Source organism: Putridiphycobacter roseus (genome assembly GCF_003234935.1).
In the GTDB taxonomy this organism is placed as follows: Bacteria; Bacteroidota; Bacteroidia; order Flavobacteriales_D; family Crocinitomicaceae; genus Putridiphycobacter; species Putridiphycobacter roseus.
In genome coordinates this window covers 65,027-85,279 of record NZ_QKSB01000005.1, presented here as the reverse complement: position 1 = coordinate 85,279, position 20,253 = coordinate 65,027, and the positions used below count along the sequence as shown (strand labels likewise).

16 protein-coding genes and 1 tRNA gene are annotated in these 20,253 nt (G+C 34.9%); 9 read left to right on the top strand and 8 right to left on the bottom strand.

The window, feature by feature from the left end; translation table 11 throughout:
• Positions 1-49: 49 nt before the first annotated feature.
• The 6 genes from dnaG to DNU06_RS09550 are packed head-to-tail and all read left to right on the top strand — an operon-like array spanning position 50 to position 6,932.
• Positions 50-2,071: a DNA primase gene (gene dnaG / locus DNU06_RS09575; protein ID WP_111063072.1), complete on the top strand. Its 2,022-nt coding sequence runs from the start codon at positions 50-52 to the stop codon at positions 2,069-2,071.
• Positions 2,072-3,277: a mechanosensitive ion channel family protein gene (locus tag DNU06_RS09570; protein WP_111063070.1), complete on the top strand. Its 1,206-nt coding sequence runs from the start codon at positions 2,072-2,074 to the stop codon at positions 3,275-3,277. It abuts the gene before it with no gap.
• Positions 3,278-3,280: 3 nt separating this feature from the next.
• Entirely contained in the window at positions 3,281-4,843 is a 1,563-nt protein-coding gene (locus DNU06_RS09565) for an FMN-binding glutamate synthase family protein (protein WP_111063068.1), read from the top strand.
• Between the two features lie 2 nt (positions 4,844-4,845).
• Positions 4,846-5,433, top strand: coding sequence for a non-canonical purine NTP diphosphatase (locus tag DNU06_RS09560; RefSeq protein WP_111063067.1), 588 nt, complete (start codon positions 4,846-4,848; stop codon positions 5,431-5,433).
• A complete protein-coding gene (locus DNU06_RS09555) occupies positions 5,434-6,210 on the top strand; it encodes an MBL fold metallo-hydrolase (protein ID WP_111063065.1) in 777 nt (258 codons plus the stop codon).
• Positions 6,207-6,932 carry a glycoside hydrolase family 25 protein gene (locus DNU06_RS09550; protein WP_146239203.1) on the top strand — a complete coding sequence of 242 codons (726 nt, stop codon included), beginning with the start codon at positions 6,207-6,209 and terminating at the stop codon, positions 6,930-6,932. Before DNU06_RS09555 ends, DNU06_RS09550 begins: the two co-directional genes overlap by 4 nt.
• A gap of 415 nt (positions 6,933-7,347) precedes the next feature.
• Here the strand turns inward: DNU06_RS09550 and DNU06_RS09545 are convergent, their stop codons facing one another.
• Positions 7,348-8,214 (bottom strand): pseudouridine synthase, encoded by an 867-nt coding sequence (locus DNU06_RS09545; protein WP_111063061.1) that lies wholly within the window; start codon positions 8,212-8,214, stop codon positions 7,348-7,350.
• Between the two features lie 140 nt (positions 8,215-8,354).
• On the opposite strand from DNU06_RS09545, the gene DNU06_RS09540 reads away from it, so the two are divergent.
• Together DNU06_RS09540 and DNU06_RS09535 are read left to right on the top strand one after the other, a co-directional pair.
• A complete protein-coding gene (locus DNU06_RS09540; RefSeq protein ID WP_111063059.1) occupies positions 8,355-9,608 on the top strand; it encodes a DEAD/DEAH box helicase in 1,254 nt (417 codons plus the stop codon).
• A 95-nt stretch (positions 9,609-9,703) separates the two neighbouring features.
• A tRNA-Gln gene (locus tag DNU06_RS09535) sits at positions 9,704-9,776 on the top strand.
• 613 nt (positions 9,777-10,389) lie between these two features.
• Here the strand turns inward: DNU06_RS09535 and DNU06_RS09530 are convergent.
• On the bottom strand, positions 10,390-10,944 hold the full coding sequence (locus DNU06_RS09530) for an REP-associated tyrosine transposase (RefSeq protein WP_111063057.1): 555 nt from the start codon (positions 10,942-10,944) through the stop codon (positions 10,390-10,392).
• Positions 10,945-11,304: 360 nt separating this feature from the next.
• Between DNU06_RS09530 and DNU06_RS09525 the strand changes: the two genes are divergently transcribed.
• The gene (locus DNU06_RS09525) at positions 11,305-11,736 is read left to right on the top strand and encodes a hypothetical protein (RefSeq protein WP_111063056.1); all 432 of its coding nucleotides are present in this window, start codon (positions 11,305-11,307) and stop codon (positions 11,734-11,736) included.
• 267 nt (positions 11,737-12,003) lie between these two features.
• On the opposite strand, the gene DNU06_RS09520 is transcribed toward DNU06_RS09525, so the two are convergent.
• From DNU06_RS09520 to DNU06_RS09495, 6 genes are all read right to left on the bottom strand, one after another.
• On the bottom strand, positions 12,004-12,696 hold the full coding sequence (locus tag DNU06_RS09520; protein WP_146239202.1) for a hypothetical protein: 693 nt from the start codon (positions 12,694-12,696) through the stop codon (positions 12,004-12,006).
• A 210-nt stretch (positions 12,697-12,906) separates the two neighbouring features.
• Positions 12,907-13,953, bottom strand: coding sequence for a T9SS type A sorting domain-containing protein (locus tag DNU06_RS09515; RefSeq protein WP_111063053.1), 1,047 nt, complete (start codon positions 13,951-13,953; stop codon positions 12,907-12,909).
• Between the two features lie 188 nt (positions 13,954-14,141).
• Positions 14,142-14,501 carry a hypothetical protein gene (locus DNU06_RS09510; protein WP_111063051.1) on the bottom strand — a complete coding sequence of 120 codons (360 nt, stop codon included), beginning with the start codon at positions 14,499-14,501 and terminating at the stop codon, positions 14,142-14,144.
• Between the two features lie 274 nt (positions 14,502-14,775).
• Positions 14,776-15,324, bottom strand: coding sequence for a hypothetical protein (locus tag DNU06_RS09505; protein WP_111063049.1), 549 nt, complete (start codon positions 15,322-15,324; stop codon positions 14,776-14,778).
• Between the two features lie 299 nt (positions 15,325-15,623).
• Complete coding sequence (locus DNU06_RS09500) at positions 15,624-16,517, bottom strand: DUF6268 family outer membrane beta-barrel protein (protein WP_111063048.1); 894 nt, start codon at positions 16,515-16,517, stop codon at positions 15,624-15,626.
• 111 nt (positions 16,518-16,628) lie between these two features.
• Positions 16,629-20,180 carry an FG-GAP-like repeat-containing protein gene (locus DNU06_RS09495; protein WP_111063046.1) on the bottom strand — a complete coding sequence of 1,184 codons (3,552 nt, stop codon included), beginning with the start codon at positions 20,178-20,180 and terminating at the stop codon, positions 16,629-16,631.
• Positions 20,181-20,253 lie beyond the last annotated feature (73 nt).

The following is a 20,253-nucleotide window of genomic DNA, read 5'->3' as shown; positions in this document are numbered from 1 at the left end:
AAAATTGATTTATTTCTAATAAATTTGTTTACACTTATTTTTTTAAACATTGATACCAAAGGAAACCATAGATGAAATTTTTCAAACCGCTCGTGTAGAAGAGGTTATTGGTGATTTTGTGCAAATGAAAAAAGCAGGTTCTAGCTTTAAAGCAAAGTCGCCTTTTACCGACGAGAAGACTGCTTCGTTTATGATTTCTCCCGCCAAACAAATTTGGAAATGTTTTAGTACAGGTAAAGGGGGGAATGTGGTTTCTTTTTTAATGGAGCATGAACATTTTTCTTATGTCGAGGCGCTTAAGTGGTTAGCCAATAAATATGGCATTGAGATAAAGGAAGACCGTAAGCGAACTCCTGAAGAAATTCAGGCAACTACTATACGTGAAAATTTGTCCATTGTTAATGAATTTGCTGCAAAACATTTTGAAGATAATTTATTTGAAAATGAAAGTGGTAAAGCAATAGGTTTATCCTATTTCGTAAAAAGAGGGTTTCGGGAAGATATCATTCGGAAATTTAATTTGGGTTATTGTATTGAAACCTCGAATGCCTTTACAGAAACTGCTTTAAAAAAAGGCTACAAACTTGAGTTTTTAGAAAAAGCAGGATTAACTAAAACCAAAGAAGGAAGATCTTTTGACTTTTTTAGGGGAAGGGTAATGTTTCCGATACACAGTGTAGCTGGAAAAATTCTTGGCTTTGGTGGTCGTACGCTTAAAGCAGATAAAAAAATTGCCAAATACTTCAATTCTCCAGAATCGGAGTTGTACAATAAGAGTAAAATCCTTTACGGTTTATATTTCGCCAAAAATAATATCATTAAATATGATAATTGTTATTTAGTAGAGGGTTATACGGATGTAATATCCATGCACCAAGCCGGGGTTCAAAATGTAGTTTCCTCTTCAGGGACTTCTTTAACTAGCGGTCAAATTAATTTAATAAAAAGATATTCCGACAATATTACCATTTTATATGATGGTGATGCGGCTGGAATTAAAGCTTCGTTTAGAGGTATTGATATGATTTTGGAACATGGCATGAATGTTCGTGTTGTGTTGTTTCCAGATGGGGAAGATCCAGATTCTTTTGCTAAGAAATCTTCTACAGAGGAATTAAGTACTTACATTACCGATAATGCTAAAGATTTTATTGTTTTTAAATCTGACTTACTCAGTAAAGAAGCAGCTGGTGATCCCTTAAAAAAAGCGCAATTAATCCGAGATATTGTATCTTCTATTGCCTTAATTCCAGATAGGATTAAACAGCAAGTTTATACCAAGGAGTGTGCAAATATCTTTGATATTGAGGAAGATATTTTAGTGGATGAGTTGGTAAAGCTAGTTAGGGACAAGGAGCAAAAGGCCGCTAAAAGAAGACAGTTTTCACAACCAAGTAGTTTTGGGGGCAATGAAGAGCCACCACCGGAAGCTTTAATTCCACCAGAATATCAAACAGATGCGCCACCGGTAATTACTACCCCACAAAAGGTAAAGTATGATAATTTGTACTACCAAGAAAGAGATCTAATTCGTTTGTTATTGAATTATGGTCCCTTTTCAGTTAAAACTAAACAAATTCAAGAAAATGATAAGGGGGAGCAGGAAGAAATTTTTGTAGAAGTGAGTGTTGTCCAATTAATTTTACATGAGTTAGAGGTAGACGGTATGGTGTTAATTCATCCTGATTTTGTGGAGATATTTAAAGCCTATAAAACGGCTTTTGAAGAAGGGAAAATTTTAGAGGAAAAGAATTTTACAAGAAATGAAGATGTAGCCATTGCGAATGTAGCAGTGGATATTTTATCGGAAAAAAATGAATTAAGTCCCCAATGGGTTACGCAAAAAGTAAAAATCAAAAGGGAAGTCGATAACTTAGACCGGGCGGTGATAGAGGCAATTTATTCTTATAAATCTTGTAAAGTGATGGATGAAATCAATACCTTGCAGCACGATATGGGACAAATAGGTTCAGAAGACCTAGATGGTTTTCATGCGTTGATGACAAGACAAATGAAATTAGAAAAAGTAAAACTGGTTTTATCCGCAAAATTAGGTAGAAGAATTATTTAAATGAATATTTGGGACGACATATTAAATTATCCCATACTGGATACACGTTCATTCGGTGTCAGTGATTCTACTTTAAATGTCATCAATAGTAATCCAGAATTATCAGAAACTTTTGTCCAAAGCCATAAAGGGTTTATTTTAGCGCCAATCAATTTTGTTTTATTTTTAGTCATTTTCCTTATCGGAAAGTTGTGTATTAAATACTTGAAAAGGTATTTTAAAATATTGCAATTAGAAGGCAAACAATTTAAGATTGAAGGAAGAGAAATTGCTTTGTGGAAATTGATAAAACAGGTGATTTATTTTTTAGTCATCTACAGTTGTTTTCAAAGCTTAAATATTAACAATTCCAACATTGATTTTGGCAATGTTTTGGCTTTTGAGTTTTTTAGGGTCAAAAGTTTTTACGTAGCGGTGTATCATATCTTTTTGGTAATTCTAGTCGTGTTTATTGCTAAGCTACTGGTTAATTTTTTAAAGCTTTATTTCCATAAAAACATCTCTAAAAGGGTACAGTTAGATAAGGGTACAGAGTTCGTTGTAATTCAATTGGCAAAGTACGTTATTTACACCATTGCCATCATTATATTGTTACGTAGTTTTGGTTTAAGCATTGATCTGTTACTCACTGGCTCCGCCGCTTTATTAGTTGGGGTTGGTTTGGGAATGCAGGATATTTTTAAAGATTTTTTATCGGGTCTATTGCTTTTGTTTGAAGGGTCGAATAAGGTAGGGGATATCATTGAAATTCATAATTATAATGGAGAAGATAATTTTATCGCTCAAATAAAAGAAATTAATTTACGAACCAGTAAAGTAGAGACTAGGGACTCGAAAACTTTAATTATACCCAATTCCATTTTAACGCATCAAAGTGTAAATAATTGGAGTTTTAGTACGAGCGTTATCCGTTTTCAAATTCCGATTACCATTCATTATGGTACAGATGTGGAACTTGCAAAGCAATTGCTTACGGAGTGTGCACAATCGCACCCTAGGGTGAAAAATACCCAACCTGTTTTTGTGCGTTTAAGAAATTTTGGAAACAATGGTTTGGAGCTGGACGTGGTATTTTGGGCCGAACAGAATTTTTATATCGACATTTATAAATCTGAAATTCGTTTTGCGATAGAAAAAGCTTTTCGTGAAAATGGTATTGGATTTCCTTATTCGCAAACTGACATACATATTAAAAAAGACTTATAATTTATGGTAAGAACAATTTTTTTCATTTTTTCATTTGTCATTTCACTGACAATTATTTTATTAAGCAATTTTATTTCTCCGAACTATTTGTGGTGGTTTATCTTGTTTGGGCCGTTAATTTTAATTGGCATATATGATGTTTTTCAAAATAAACACACCATTTTAAAGAACTTCCCAATTATTGGTCATTTGCGTTATATGTTAGAGTCTATCTCACCCGAAATACAACAATATTTTGTAGAGCGAAGAACAGATGGAGCACCTATAGATAAAAACACTAGGGCAATGATATACGAAAGGGCTAAAAATTTGGGTGCGACGCATCCTTTTGGTACGGAAAACAATATTACAGAAGAAGGTTATGAGTTTATTGTACAGTCCTTATATCCTGCAGCAATTCCTGAAGAAGCACCAAGGGTAACTATTGGTGGTATAGAATGTACACAGCCTTATAGTGCTGCTTTGTATAATATTTCGGCCATGAGTTTTGGTTCATTGAGTAAAAATGCAGTAATGGCCATGAATAAAGGGGCTAAAAAAGGAAATTTTTATCATAATACAGGGGAAGGTGGCTTGTCTCCTTATCATCTACAAGGAGGGGACATTTGTTGGCAAATTGGTACGGGCTATTTTGGATGTAGGAATGAGGATGGTACTTTTTCTGAAGAAAACTTTATCGCTAATGCTACTAAACCGGAAGTTAAGTTAATTGAAGTTAAGCTATCTCAAGGTGCAAAGCCTGGACATGGAGGCGTATTACCAGGAGTTAAAAATACGCCAGAAATTGCTGCTATAAGAGGAATTAAACCACACATTACGGTACTTTCTCCTCCAGGTCATTCGTCTTTTAATAGTCCTAAAGGTTTGTTGGAGTTTATACAACGCTTAAGAAAAGTGTCTGGTGGAAAACCTACCGGTTTTAAATTGTGTATGGGGAGTCCTGCAGAGTTTGAAGCAATTTGCGTTGCCATGGCGGAAACAAAAATTTATCCTGATTTTATTAGTGTAGATGGGGCTGAAGGGGGAACTGGTGCAGCACCGCTTGAATTTACAAATTTTGTTGGATTACCATTGGATGTTGGTCTGGTGTTAGTAGATGAATTATTGAAAAAATATGGGGTGCGTGAACAGGTGAAAATTAATGCAACGGGCAAAGTGTTTAGTGGGTTTGGATTGATTAAATCTTTGGCTTTAGGTGCTGATTTATGTTGCTCTGCAAGGGGGATGATGTTAGCTGTGGGTTGTATCCACGCACAAGTATGTAATACCAATACCTGTCCAACTGGCGTAGCAACTCAAAATTCTAAATTAATGAAAGGTTTAAATGTTCCTGACAAAGCGGAAAGGGTGTATAATTTTCAAAAAAATACCATACATGCTTTTGTGGAGTTGATGGCGGCAACAGGTGCTAAATCGCCTAGTGAAATTAAAAGATCGAGTGTGATGCGAATTGCAGAAGATGGGGATGTACATACCATGGATGAAATTATTAACCATTGGAATATAAAAAAGAAAGTGATTGATAATATTCCAATTACAACAAATTTAGGAAACGGAAATTTTTAAGAATGAAAATAGTATTTGCTACCAATAACCAAAACAAAGTCAGGGAGATTCAAAAATTACTACCCAAAAATATTACTGTAGTATCCTTAAAAGAAATCGACTGTAACACGGATATTCCGGAAACGGCACCCGACTTAAAAGGAAATGCTTCCCTAAAATCATCTTTTGTTTACCATACCTTTCATTTAAATTGTTTTGCAGATGATACAGGCTTAGAAATTGAAGCCTTAAATGGAGAGCCTGGGGTAAGGTCGGCAAGATATGCAGATGCAAAAGAAAAGAGTGATGAAAAAAATATGGCTTTGGTGCTGGAGAAGTTGAAGCACGAAACCAATAGAAATGCTCGCTTTAAAACAGTAATTAGTTTACAGTTAAATGGAACGGAATATTTTTTTGAAGGCGTTGTAAATGGTACCATTGCCAAATTCAAAATGGGAGAAGAAGGTTTTGGGTACGATCCCATTTTTGTACCAAACGGCTTTGCTAAAAGCTTTGCACAAATGAGTATGACCGAAAAAAACAATATTTCACACCGTGGACAAGCAGTACAAAAGTTAATCGATTTTTTAAACCAAACTATAAAAGCATAGATGGAAGATAAACTTCAAATAACATTTTTAGGAACGGGAACTTCACAAGGTGTCCCTGTTATTGCTTGTCAATGTGCTGTTTGTTTGTCGACCAATAGTAAAGATAAACGTTTGCGTTCTTCTATTATGATTGGTGTTGGCGATAAAAATATTGTAGTGGATACTGGTCCCGATTTTAGACAGCAAATGTTAAGAGAAAATGTGCAGCATTTGGAGGCTATTTTGTTTACGCATGGTCATAAAGACCACGTTGCAGGAATGGACGATATTCGGGCATTTAATTATGCGGCAAAAGCAGATATGCCCGTGTATGCAAATGAAGAAACAGAAGTCGCTTTAAAAAGAGAATTTTATTATGTTTTTTCAGGGGATAATTATCCAGGAATTCCAAAAGTGCTTTTGAATAGAGTAGATTTAACCCCGTTTGAGTTGTTTGGAAAAACGATTATTCCAATTGGTGTAATGCACTATAAAATGCCAGTTACGGCTTATAGAATTGATGATTTCACTTACATTACAGATGCGAATTTTATCAGCCCAGCGGAAAAAGAAAAAATAAAAGGGACAGAGGTTCTTGTGGTTAATGCGTTAAGATTAACCCCACATATTTCTCATTTTACTTTGGCCGAAGCCTTGGCTTTAATTGAAGAGATTAATCCTAAAAAAGCTTATTTGACACACGTTAGTCATTTATTGGGAAAGCATGATGAGGTGAGTAAACTATTGCCACCAAATGTTGAGGTGGCATACGACGGATTAACGTTTACCTTGTCGTGAAACACTGGGTGGTATTCATGGTAAGTGTCACTTTGGTGGCATTTCTGGGGTTTATCCTGTTGGAACAAAATAGAAATGCAAATTTCAAGTATAATAATTTTGGTGTACAAGTGCCCATACAAGGTACAATTTTAGGGATTGATGTATCGCACCACCAAGGGGAAATAGATTGGGATATGGCTTTAGGAATGCGCATAGCCAATGATTCCATTCAGTTTGTCTATTTAAAAGCGACGGAAGGAAGTGATTTTAAAGACAGACACTATGATAAAAATAGGCGTATTTTGGACCAGAAAAAAGTGAAGGTAGGTGCGTATCATTTTTTTATTCCCACTTCACCAGTCTTGGACCAAGTTAATTTCTTTAGTCAAATTGTCGCTAAAACAAGTTTAAAGCCTGTGTTAGATGTGGAAATAAGTAAAGGAGCTTCTAAAGAAGCTTGTGTAGACTCTGTGACAAAATTCTTAAATTTATATACTGCTATGAAAGGGGTTCGACCGATTATTTATACCAATGAGTCTTTTTATAATGATGTCTTTAAAAATTCAAGCTTAAAAACAGAATTGTTTTGGATTGCTAATTTTAAAACCATTCCCAAATCTTTTGTGAACAGTAATACCCTGCTATGGCAATTTTCTGAAAAAGGAACCATCAATGGCATTCGAGAAAAAGTAGACCTCAATAAAGCAAAATTCAACTTCTTCGAACTAGCAAAATGGTGAAATAGAATATAGATGGCTAGAAACTAGATGCTAGATTTATTGCCTCTCTTGAGGGAGGTTATGGAGGGTGATTTTTTTAGAAGCTAGATTTTTCCCTACTCTTTTAAACCTGTGATGTTTGCATGCAAAAAGCAAAATGTATCCCGGGTTTAAAGTCTAAATACTGGATACTGTTTTCTAGATTAGTTTCCTACAAAGAAAACCCAAAGTCAAATGTAATTACAAGTCAAAAACCAATGACTATTTACACATGACCAAAAAATTATTAAAATTAGTGCTAAGGCCATATGTAACCCCAATCAAAGTCTAATTACTTGATACTGTCTTCTAGATTCGTTTCCTCCAAAGAGAGTATAAAGCCAAATGTAACATCATTCAAAGTCTAACGACTCAATACTAATGACTAATAACTCCCTTACAACATCTTCAAAAAGTTCACCTCTTCATTCGTCAAATGACGCCATTCTCCTCTTGGTAAATCTTTTTTTGTCAAACCTGCAAATAATACACGGTCAAGTCTCATTACTTCGTAACCAACAGCTTCGAACATTCTTCGAACCACACGGTATTTACCAGAATGTAATTCAACACCAACTTCTTTGGGTTTGTTATTTCTTACAAAATCAACTTTATCCGCTTTTACAAAACCGCCATCATCCAATTCAACACCAGCCATTAATTTTTTCATATCGTCAATATTGATATTTTTATTGACTTCAACATGATAAATTTTCTTCATCTCGTAACGAGGGTGGGTCAATTTTTTTGCTAAGTCACCATCATTCGTAAACATTAACAAACCTGTTGTATTTCTGTCCAATCTTCCAACTGGATAAATTCTTTCTTTACAAGCTTTATGCACCAATTGCATCACTGTTTTTCTTCCTCTAGGGTCGTCCATGGTAGTGATAAAATCTTTGGGCTTGTTTAATAAAACGTAACGTTTTGTTTCTTGAGAAATCAAAGCACCATCATAACGAACTTCGTCACCAGGTTTTACTTTGTAACCCATTTCTAAAATAGTAGTGCCATTTACATCTACTACACCAGTAGCGATTAATACATCCGCTTCACGTCGAGAACAAATCCCTGCGTTTGACAAGTATTTATTCAAACGAATGTCGTCACTAAAACTTGGCAACGGATCCCCTTTTCTTTTTGGTGTTTCAAAACTAGAATAGTGTTTCTTTTTCGGCGTTTCCTTCCCTTTGAATGATTTTCCTTCACTTCTTTTCCCTTCGCTTCTTTTTCCTTTTGGCTGTTGTTTATCCGATCTACCCATTACTTATTATTTTCGACGGCAAATATACGAATTAAATAAATGTTTGTATCTTCTTTTAAAATAAAGAAATTTAAAGGCATTCCGCAATTATTAAAACCATATAAAGAAAACAAAGATTATCTTTGTATAAAATCACACCTATGAAGTTTTCAGATTATCCAATTGCACTAGAGATAAAACAAAATTTAGAAGATTTGAAAATGATACGTCCTACGGATATTCAATTCAAAACCATTTCTCCAATCATGCGGGAAGAGGATGTTTTAGCAATAGCTCAAACTGGTACTGGTAAAACTGCAGCCTTCGTAATTCCGATTTTAGACCGCATCCAAAAAAGTAAAACTTCTAGAAGATCAGAAGGTATTAGATGTTTGGTGATGGTTCCTACGCGTGAGTTGGCCTTGCAGATCACAGAGGCTTTTCATGATATAGGAAGAAATTTAAAAGTAAAAACATCTTGTGTTTTTGGTGGAGTAGGACAAGATGATCAAATTTTAGCTTTGGAGAAGGGTATTGATATTTTAGTCACTACACCTGGTAGAATGTTTGATTTTCTACACCAAGGCCATATTCGCCTAAACCGGGTAGAGATTTTAGTGTTGGATGAAGCCGATCATATGTTAGATTTAGGTTTTGTAAAAGACATTGATGATGTGATTAATTTTTTACCAAAAAATCGTCAAACACTTTTCTTTTCGGCAACTATTGATAAAAAGATTAAAAAACTAGCGTATAATATTATTCGTGGGAATGCCATCCACATTCAAATATCACCAAAAGACCCCGTTTCTAAAAATGTGGAACACTCTGTGGCGCATATTGAAATGGATGACAAAAGATTTTTCTTAGAACGTTTGGTTAAGGAACAGCCAGAAGCGAAAATTTTAGTATTCGTCAGAACACAAGTCAGAGCAGAAAGAGTCTGTGCAGCCATGGAGCGCGTTGGCGTGATTTCCGAAACCTTACATGGGGGGAAAGACCAAAACGAAAGAGAAGCAGCGTTGAACGCCTTTAAATCTGGTCATTTAAAATTATTAATCGCTACAGATGTCTCTGCAAGGGGGATTGATATCCCAATGGTTGATTTTGTAGTGAACTACGATTTGCCAGAACAAGCAGAAAATTATGTCCACAGAGTGGGTAGAACAGGTCGTGGAAATGAAAAGGGATTAGCCATCTCATTTTGTAGTCCAGCTGAACTTCCTTTACTAGAAGAAATCGAAGGATATATTACAAAACCGATCACCGTAGCCGAAATAACAAAAACCGATTATCACGAGACTTTAGTTTTTAAGCAAGAAGAAGAAGGAGATTGGAAGTCTGTAATGGCAGAGATACAAAGGCTTGAGGAGACATATGAAGATAAGAAGAAGAAAAAAAAGAAAAAAAAGTAAGAATATAATTTGAAATAAAAAAAATACATGTAAATTTGCAACCGCAATTAGACGAAGTGTTTTAAAGTAAATACTGATAATCGCAAAACAATTATTGTCCCATGGTGTAACTGGCAACACGTCTGTTTTTGGTACAGAAGAGTCTAGGTTCGAGCCCTAGTGGGACAACTACAAAACCCTCAGCGAAAGCTGGGGTTTTTTTTGTTTATGCCCACTAGGGCGAGAAGTTCATGCTGAGCGGTTATCGGCGAGTAGCCGATATTAGTCGAAGTAAGCCTAGTGGGACAACAAAACCCTCCATTTTATGGGGGGGGGTTAGTTTATGCCCCGTATTTGCCCCGAAAGTTTTGATTTGCTTATTTTATCCTTTCCCTTCAATAGAGGAGATGATTTTAATTATGCCCTTTTGAGATTAGAGCACTTTATTATTAGGAATGCTTGTTTCCTCCCTTGCGCTTCGGTTTCGTTCAGCGGCCAAGGCAGGATTAAGTTGGGTGATGTTGCTAACAGAGACTTAATTTCTTAGATTGAACTGCGTTTTATAGCGCTTGTCGAAGTGTTGAAATAAACATGTACTGAATGTTTGTACCATTGTCAGTATATTTCCATTCAATAGCGCTCATCTACTAAAGCATAATGCGTAGCACTTTTCTTTCATTGGCGAATGAAAGCTCTGTAATTCGGCTATTTCAGTAAAACAAACACTCGCGCTTATTTAGCGAAGCGTAATGAGTGTGACCTTCTTTCATAAGCTAATGATAGCATTTGTAATGCGGATATTTTAAAAAAGTACATGAACGGGGATGTTTAGCATTTTAAAATCTTTGTTTTCGTAAGCCAGATAGCTACTGTTTAAATAATCCCGTTCTTGTCTCACAATACCTGCTTTAACGGGGTTTTTGTGAATATAATTTACTCGCTGTACAATTTTTTCATTGGTATCTAGAATAACAGGGTGAAAACCGTCCTGCCATAATTTATAATGTGATGTTCTGCCACTTCTATTTGCTTCATAGGCAAACTTTTTTAACATCCATTCTCGTCTACTTTCATTTATGTTTTTAATCGCTTTTATTAGCTCCTTACTCGTATGTTTTTTAAAATCTCTAATGATAGCAGGTAATTCAACTTCTTTGGAACTCACGATTAAATGTAAATGGCTGGTCATATAAATATAGGCATGTACTATTAAGCCTTTGTTTTTGATACAATAATTAATAGCATCATCTATAATGTTCGAGTAAACAGGCCTGACAAATAAATCAACCCAACCGTTAATAGTAATGGTGATAAATGTTGGTGTTTGACTATTAATAACCTTATATCGCTCTGACATTGAATAAATTTACTAAAAATTTGCATTGCAAATGCTATATTCTATTTAAATTATAAAACACACACTCATCACAGATGAGCGCGAGTGCAAGAGTTTTTTAAAACCTTAAAAAAATTACATAATGTGTTCACTATTGTGTTTACTTTTTTTGGATCTTTCTGCTCTTTCAATTACTTTCGGAATAACGAAGTGTAATGAGCGAGTATATATAGTGCTGCAATTCAACTGCTATGCTTTGGAAAATTAAATATAAACCCGCATTGCAAATGCTAAAATCTTGATCGTTATTTATAAGGACACACTCATCAAAGATGATCGCGAGTGCAAGAGGGAATTGGGACAAATAATGTATATTTGAGTATGAAATCGAAAGTCTTTATTTTGTTTTTTCTTATTTGGGTGAATAACCTTTCTGGACAAACAGATGTTTTCAGAATCCTTGATAAAGTTAAAGGATTTGATTATTGCACTCTTGATGATAAAGTAGCTGATTCAATCTGTGAATTAAAGATAGACAGACTATGTTATCCTTTTCAGCACTTTCTTACTCCAGTTTTGGAGGAAACATTTTATAACATTAAAATAGAGTCTATTTTACTTAACATTAATGATCAATGCAAACTTGAATTTTTCACGCTCCATTTTGGTGTAGATTCTGTATTTGAAGCAAACTTAAATACGATTTATTCTTTACTCGGGTTACCAAATGCGACCATCATAAGCCATAGTGTAGAACGAATTGATAGTACGTCTTATAAAACAGCTATTAATAACAATGCTGGTACAAAATGAATCGAATGGCTTGGTAAAAATATTGTTATACGAGTTACACATGTATTTGATATTGATAAAAGAGTATCAAGAACAGATCTTACCTTTCGATATTTTGGAGGAAAAATTGATAGAATGGCCCGTAGATATTACCCACCTCATAGGAATTTTTTAACAGTTGATTAAAGATTTTATCTGCTTACATTATATTTCCTTAAAGTTTCCTCATCCACTTCCCAAAACTCCACCCCGCTAACGCACGAATCCTTTCGTGTGGTTTCATGGATATCAATAAGTTATTTCAAATTCGTTGAGTATCCCTTTTTCAAATTCAAGTTTGGTGATGGTTGAATCGAAAATATTATTCTTTTTTGATTTAATTTTTAAGTAAAGTGGTGTTGTAAGTGAGCCGGGTGTAAGGTCATCATACATATAGTTGTTATAGCACCCTTGGTACGATAAAACATACTCTCCACTGTACATAGTGCTGTCTTCACTCACTTCCACCCATGCAACATCATCAGCATTATAGCAACTTTCGTTAATTAGCTTAATTTTATACTCATACAGTGATTGTTTTAATCCAAGGCTAATGTCGTTAACTTCATTACGTTTTAACAAAATTCTTTCAGAGTAGTAGTAAGGAATTAAATACCAGGGACTAGATTTAATGTAATTTATGTAAAGGTATAAGTTAGCTTTCTTGCTCAGAGATTTAGAAACATCATTTATTTTGAATTGCTTGTAAAATTTTCCATCTACTGTACTTCCAATTTTGTATTTTTGATCTTGAGTAGTAGGTTGCTGATTTTCGTATTGGTGCTGGTATGGATATCCAAGAAATAAAATAGCTTCGGCAGAAGTGCCATTAGCATTTTTTATAACTTCTAAATCTATAGTTATCCATCTCTCTGATTTGACTTTCGAGCAGGACAATAAACTTAAGCATATTAGTGAAAATAGAATTGATAGTTTCTTCATTGTTAGCGTGATAAAAATGCAATTTAAATAAAATAATTGCTAAATGCAATATGCATATCTTTTTAAATTGCACCAAATTAAATATGTAATTGATTACCTGTCAAATGTAACTTCAAAGGACACTTCCGAAATAATGCTCCGTATGCTCCCCCCCGCTACCGCACGAATCCTTTCGTGTGGTTTCATGGAACTATTTCTTAGAACTCAAACCTATTCCTTTATCAATTTATATCGTTGACTTTTATGGTCGGCAGTTACTTCAATAATATATACCCCTGCGGGTTGATTTAATTCGAATTGATAAGTGGTAGTATTGATATTGTCAGTTTGAAAAATTAATTGTTCATTGATGTTGTAGACTTTAATGCTAACCTTTTGATGATTTCCAAGTGTTAAATTCACTCGGTCAGCTGTAGGATTAGGATAGATTGTAAAAGTGGAGTGATTTGAATAATTAACACCGAGTCCTATAGCCGAAATATTCACACAAGCTGAAGTATCAATACAGTTTCCATTTGAAATTTCCACGGCATAATTACCATTGCTTGCTGGACTGTATGTTTGATTCGTACCTCCTTGTATTATTGAATAATTATTATCACAATTCAACCATTGATAGTATACATTAGTGTCATTGGCTGTTAACATTGTTTCATTCACAGTTACATTCAAATTAAAAGGTGAAACTGCCCCATAAATATTACCCAAGTTACTTACCTTAATTAAATCAAAAAAAGCAGCACAACTGCCAACACTTGTTGTTTCACCAGGGAGTAAAATTACAACAGGAATTTCACCAGGAACAAGTGAAAAAGTATCAATAGTTGTAAAGTAAGTCCAATTAAGTGCTGTTAAAGAGGCGTCGAATTTGCTCAATGTTGGAATGGCTCCTGAACCTAAGGTTCCCAATCCAATTCCTATCAGATTATCGATATCATAATTAGTATCTACTCTTGCCCAACCTTCAATTTGAATAATATCGCCATTTTTTGCACATGGAATTACCTTACTGACAAAGCCTGGAAAGCAACCTTGCAAATTTCCACCAATTGCATACAAGGACCAATTTCCACCATTTGGAGCCGCATCATTTCCAGAAGTGGGCGTGTAGCAAACAGAACTCCAATTGTTAATTATAGGAGTGTTATTGGTGGTTTCAAAACTTTCATTAAAAATTTGAGTTTGAGCATGAATATTTCCATTAAATATCAAATTAAAGCCAATTAATAATAAGTTTAATTTTACAACAGTTTTCATAAACACCAATTTAAAAAGATATAAATCATATATACAAAACTTGAAAATAAACACCTAAAATAGAAAACATTGAACTTGTATTGACTTGAAAAAAACTGCATTAAAAACGCTATCAACCAGTCAGTAATTCCCTCGCGCTTCTTTTGCGAAGCGTAATGAGTGTGACCTTCATTCATTAGCTAATCATCTTAAAAACTGTAATGCATTATCGTGTAGGCTTGGTGTTTTTTTATTTTTGACCCAATAAAGAATCCCACACTCGTTGTGAATCCAATACCTCCCAATAAAATGAATGCTTGATTGTCAAGGCCGTAGTCTGACAAGTAGAGTAGGCTAAGTACTCCACTGGTAAACATGCCTATACCTAGTGAAAGGTTTGAATAATTCTCAGATGTTAATAATAAATCGGAACTTTTTTCTATGTTCATTTTAATATTTTCATAGTCTGATTTTAAGTTAAGGAACTCCGCATTCAAACTATCCATATTTTGACTAAAGCCAAAGGAATAAATTAACATTAATAAGGCAATTAAACTAGGTCTTGTCATAGTTTTTATGTTTAACTAGTTTAAATATAGTGATTAATTACATTTTTTTCATGAAAATATAGAGGTTACTTTAATTGGTGGTGATAGGTTGGTGTGGTGAACAAGTGCTTGTAGTTCAGTGATATTCTCCCTCATGCTTATTTAGCGAAGGATATTGAGCATGACCTTCATTCATTAGCTATTGATAGCATTTGTAATGCGTCTATTTTAATAAAGTAATTGAATGGGCTTGACCGCTCCATAAAATATATAAATTCTCATTAACATTTATCCCCTAAAACTCCAATCCAAAAGTAAAATAAATTCCTTTCATGTCGTTAAAATCCATGATGTGGTGATTGTACCCGATTCCTACATAAGGTAGGTCTAACATTTTTAACCTTAAAGAAATATCATACAAGATAGATTCTTGTGTTGCATTTTCGTTGATGTCTGCTCCAAATTTGCCCAATAACTCTAAAGAACAATCATCATAAATAAAATTGAAATCGTTCCAAAGACTGTAATTAAATCCAAGTGAAATTCCTTTTTTTAATGAAAATTCATTTTCGGCATATGGTCCATAAGGACCATATTGATTTTGATTGATAAAGGCATTTAAATCAAGATTAAAGCGCAAATCAAGTCTTTTACCGACTTCATACCCTAGACCGAAATTTAAGGACTTTAAAGTCCCTACATCAGATATGTTCAATTGAAAAGGGGTAGCACCAACATCTAAAATTATCCGCTGTAAAGGTGTTTTGTCCGCGTGTTGGTTTGATTGTGAAAAAACCGTTAAACTAAACAGAAGTGAAGTAAAGATTAATGTTGCTTTTTTCATAGTTTATGCTTTAGATGAATTAAGTTATGTACAAGAACGGTTTTTTAAATTGTTTATTGTTAGTTGGTTGGTAAAAATATTTACTGGAAAAGAGAATGCTTTAGCTCATTTATTTAATCATCAGGCTTTAAGTATTCGTCTCAAGTCTGTTGGAGATGTTTTTCTTTAAAATGCCAAAACCATTGTGGCCTAAAAACAAAGCTTTAATATCTTCAATACGTTGGTATATTTCGGTTTCTGTACCGACAACTTGGATGCATTTAAATATAAAAATTAAACTTACTGTGGTGTAAATTGAATCATAGTTTTAAACGATAAAAAACAGAAAACTTTAATAACCAACTGTCTGAAAAATCACGGTTTAATTGTGAACGTTTACTGCCAAAATAAACCAATGGCATAGCAAAATCTACTGTTTCGTTGTAAATTCTGTACGATCGTGCAACGGATCGTCCTCCCGCTAATTGAAAGTTGATGCCATTGTCTAATCCATATTGAAAATAAGCGTACAAGTCGTTTGTGGAACGGGCTAAATAACGATCGTTTTCACTGAAAAGTGGTTCGTTTAAGTTATAGGTTCTTACTTGCCCTTTGAAATTAAAACCAAATTTGGCTTTTTCAGTTACCGCATAGTTTAAATCAACTGCCAATGGTAAAAGTACCTTGGCTTCAAATTTATCATTTGGACTCAAGTAATAAAAACCTAAAATAGGGACTAAAAAAGTACTGAATAATTCGGTGTTGGCATACAGGCCAAACTTATAATTAATATGGTCCGATTTGCTATATTTTAATAATGCTACTCCGCCCAACTGAAGATCATTTTTACCAATTTTCTTCCAGTCAGAAGATATTTTGGGCAACAACATATAAGTCCCTCCCCATTTTTCGCTGTGCTTAATATTTGTGCCTAATTTTAGTGTAATACCCGTCACAGATTCATTTTCACGGTAAGGATTAAAAGAGCCCTGAGTCATTTCGTAGCTGATTCCTGTTAAAAATGCAGTGTTTTCATTAATAACAACGGGTAGGGTAATGTCGCCATTCATTTCTTTTAAGTTTACTTTCGCATTACTGCTGTCGTAGCTACTCGAAGAAGATAAGGCATAGTCTACTTTCACCAAATCGATATAGTTTTGTGCATTTACATGCTTCAAACTAAACAGTGCTAAAACAATTATTAACTTTTTCATATCCTGATTGATTACGTTTTACTAACGGTATCAAAATTAGATATAGAATAGTGTTTTAAATTATTGAATTACGCAATGAAGTTGGAGATTCGTATTTTTCGCAAATGCTTATTATTCGATTATTAATTTTAAATAAGATTTCTCGCTGTTATTGTTTAATTCAATAAAATAAACACCTGCAGGTTGGTCGAGTTTAAATGGAAAAATCGGGGTGCTGATGTTGTCTATTTGATAAACTATTTGCGCCTGTGAATTGTAAATTTTTAAGCTTACATTTTTTAAATCTCCAAGTGCTAAATTTACTAGACCGTTGGTTGGGTTAGGATAAACCGTTGTTTCATTTAATAATACTTGTTGGGCTGTGGAAACATAAGTTGAAATAAAAGTGTAACAAGCACTCGTGTCTATGCATCCATTGTAATTAATGATCACCGCATAATTACCAAAAGATAAGGTGTTAAAAGTAGCGTTTGTTTGGTTTGGTATCGCAGCATAGTTATCGTCACAATTTACCCATTGAAAAGTTGCGTTTGTCTGATTGGTAACAAGTAGTGAATCGTATGTTGTTATAGAGGTGTCTACTTGATGAACGGTTAAGTCTAGGTATATGGTGCTGTCGCAACCACTTGTCGCACCGCCGCTTATTACATAAGACGCACTTGTATTGTTTGAATAATAACTGTTGCCGTCTATCCAAAGTAAAGAGTCACATACTACTTGAACATCTGTAGATTGTGTACTGTTCAATACGGTTAAATCTAGGGTTATAATGCTGTCACATCCAAAATAGCTGGTTGTGGTATGTGTAGCAGTATGGTTATCATTATAATAAGTGATGCCATCTATCCAAACTAAATTATCGCACACGGTTCGGGTATCGGTACTGGATAGGCTTGTGGGGATATAAAGATTTAAAGTTACAATACTATCACATCCTGAACTGTTCACCAAAGTATCTTTTGCAGTGCTGTTGCTGCCGTAATAAGTAATGCCATTCGTCCAGGTTAAGGAGTCGCAGGCTACAATATTATCTATACTACCATTACTATTTATAATGGTTAAGTCTAAAGTTACCACACAGCCACTATTCAATGTTTTAGTTGCTGTTGAATTACTATTGTAGTAGGTGTTTCCATCTATCCATGTAAAGGAATCACAAGCTGTATAGCTATCTAGTCCGGTTGCGCCATCAATAATGTTTAAGTTTAAGGTCACTGTGCTATCACAACCTCCTGCATTTGTTAAAACATGAAGTGCAGTAGTATTGTCTGCATAATAGGTGATACCATTAATCCAAACAAGAGAATCACAAGCAACGATACTGTCTATACTTGCGTTTTCGTAGCAAGTTTTATTCAAGTATATTCTTGTAACAGGGCCTTGGTCGCCGTATCCTGTAATTAGCAAATCAATATAGTTATCATTATTAATGTGTCCAAAAGCGACATCACCACTTTTTACATCTACAATATCAGCTGTCCAAGCGTAGGAAAAATTACCTGCGCCATCATTTGCATATAGCCTTGTAAAACAAAGGTCTTGTTGGTTTTTTCCTGTAATGAGTAAATCTAAGTCACCGTCGTTGTCAACATCTTCAAATACTATAGCACTCGAGTCAAGGTCGGGGAAAGATGTACCTGAAGCCAAAGAGAAATTACCCGTTCCATCATTGTGAAACAATTCAGTCAATGGTTGTCCGTTACTATATTCACCGGTAATCATCAAGTCTTGGTCGTTGTCATTGTCAATATCAGCAAAAGCAATATCACCCGACCTAACGCCAGTAAAAGGCGTGCCTGAAACCAAGGTGAAACTACCTGAACCATTATTGCTATACAATTGAGCAATTCTCTGATTGGAGGCACCATAACCGGTTATCAATACATCTTGGTCATTGTCGTTATCAATATCCGAAAATTCAATTGCGCTCCTGTAAGCGCCTTCAAATGGAGTACCTGATACGAGTGTAAAAATACCAGTTCCGTTATTGGTATATAATTTAGCAATTTTTTGATTGGTAGAATTGTACCCTGTTATCAATACGTCTTGGTCATTATCATTGTCAATGTCTGCAAAAGCAATGTCCCCGCTGAAAACCCCGTCAAATGGTGTGCCTGATACCAAGGTGTAGACTCCGTTTCCGTCATTGGTGTAAAGTTTGGCTATTCGCTGTGCAAAATTATTTTGTCCGGTTACCAAAACATCTTTATCGTTGTCATTATCAATGTCAGCAAAGGCTATGGAACTGTACCTTACATTGTCAAAAGGTGCAGCGTTTAAAGCTGTATAATTTCCCATGCCATTATTATTGTAAAGCCCTGTAAAAGTGTTGCCCAATTTATCTTCACCTGCTATTAAAATATCTTCGTCATTATCTGAATCAATATCCCCAAATACAACTGAACTCAAATGTACATCAGCCAAACTACTACCTGTAATTTCACTAAACACACCATTGCCATCATTGGCGTATGATACTGTCACACACAAGTAGTCGTTGTTATTGTATGTGTATCCACCAATAATTAAATCTTGGTCCAAATCATTATCAAGGTCAACAAAAGCAATTTCGCTTGAGGATACATCTGCCAATGCTGAATTTGTATTTAATGTAAATACACCGCTACCATTATTGGTGTACAATTCGGTTACCCCACTTCCAAAAGAAATTGGACTACCTGAAATAATTAAATCTTGATCGGCGTCGTTGTCTATATCAGCAAAGGCAACTTTTCCATCAAATAGTCCAGTGAATGGTGTTCCTGTTACTTCAGAAAATATGCCAGTGCCATCATTGGTGTATAGTTTTGTCGACATTGCACTACTCGGCGGGTCGCCATTAATCACTACGTCTAAATCATTGTCGCCATCAACGTCGGCAAAGGCTATTGAACCATAACGTACTGCTGTAAAATTTGTGCCACTTACTAGTGAAAAGTTACCTAAACCATTATTTTTGTAAAGCTTTGTTACTGTTATGTAATTGTCGTTACTTCCTGCCATCAGCACATCTTCGTCATTGTCTCCGTCTACATCAGCAAATATAACTTCAGAGAGGTACATGCCGTCAAATGGTGTGTTAGAGACCACGGAGAAAGCACCGCTACCATTGTTTTTGTAGAGTTTTGAAATTCTTGTATTCGAACTGTTACTTCTGCCACTGATTAATACATCCATATCATTGTCGTTATCAATGTCTGAAAACGAAATAGAACCTTGGGAAACTGCAGTAAAGTAATTGGGGGCATTTGAAAAGGTGCCTGACCCATCATTGTAGTATAATCTCGTTGATGGAAAGTTGGAAATCTCTCCACACATCAGTAAATCTTGATCACCATCACCATCCACATCAGCAAAAGCGGCATTAGATGCATGCATTCCTGTAATGTTGGAATTGTATATTTCGGTGAATATGCCATTTCCTGTATTCCGATATAATTGTGATATCCTTCCTCCATTTGTGGTGGAACCTGTGACAAATACATCCATGTCGTTGTCATTATCCACGTCTGTATAAATAATATCTCCCCTGGCTACGCAAGCAAAGTTTGTTATACTGGTAGGCGCAGGAGGTAGTGCCGGAATTTGTTCAAAGGATATTACCTGTGCCGAAAGGCCAATCGGCAATAAGTAGATAAATAGGATAAGGTATAAGTGCTTCATATATGTTTTAGATAAACATTTAGTGGCAAATATATGTATTAAGTGTTTTATAAACTATTCACAAAAAAAATCC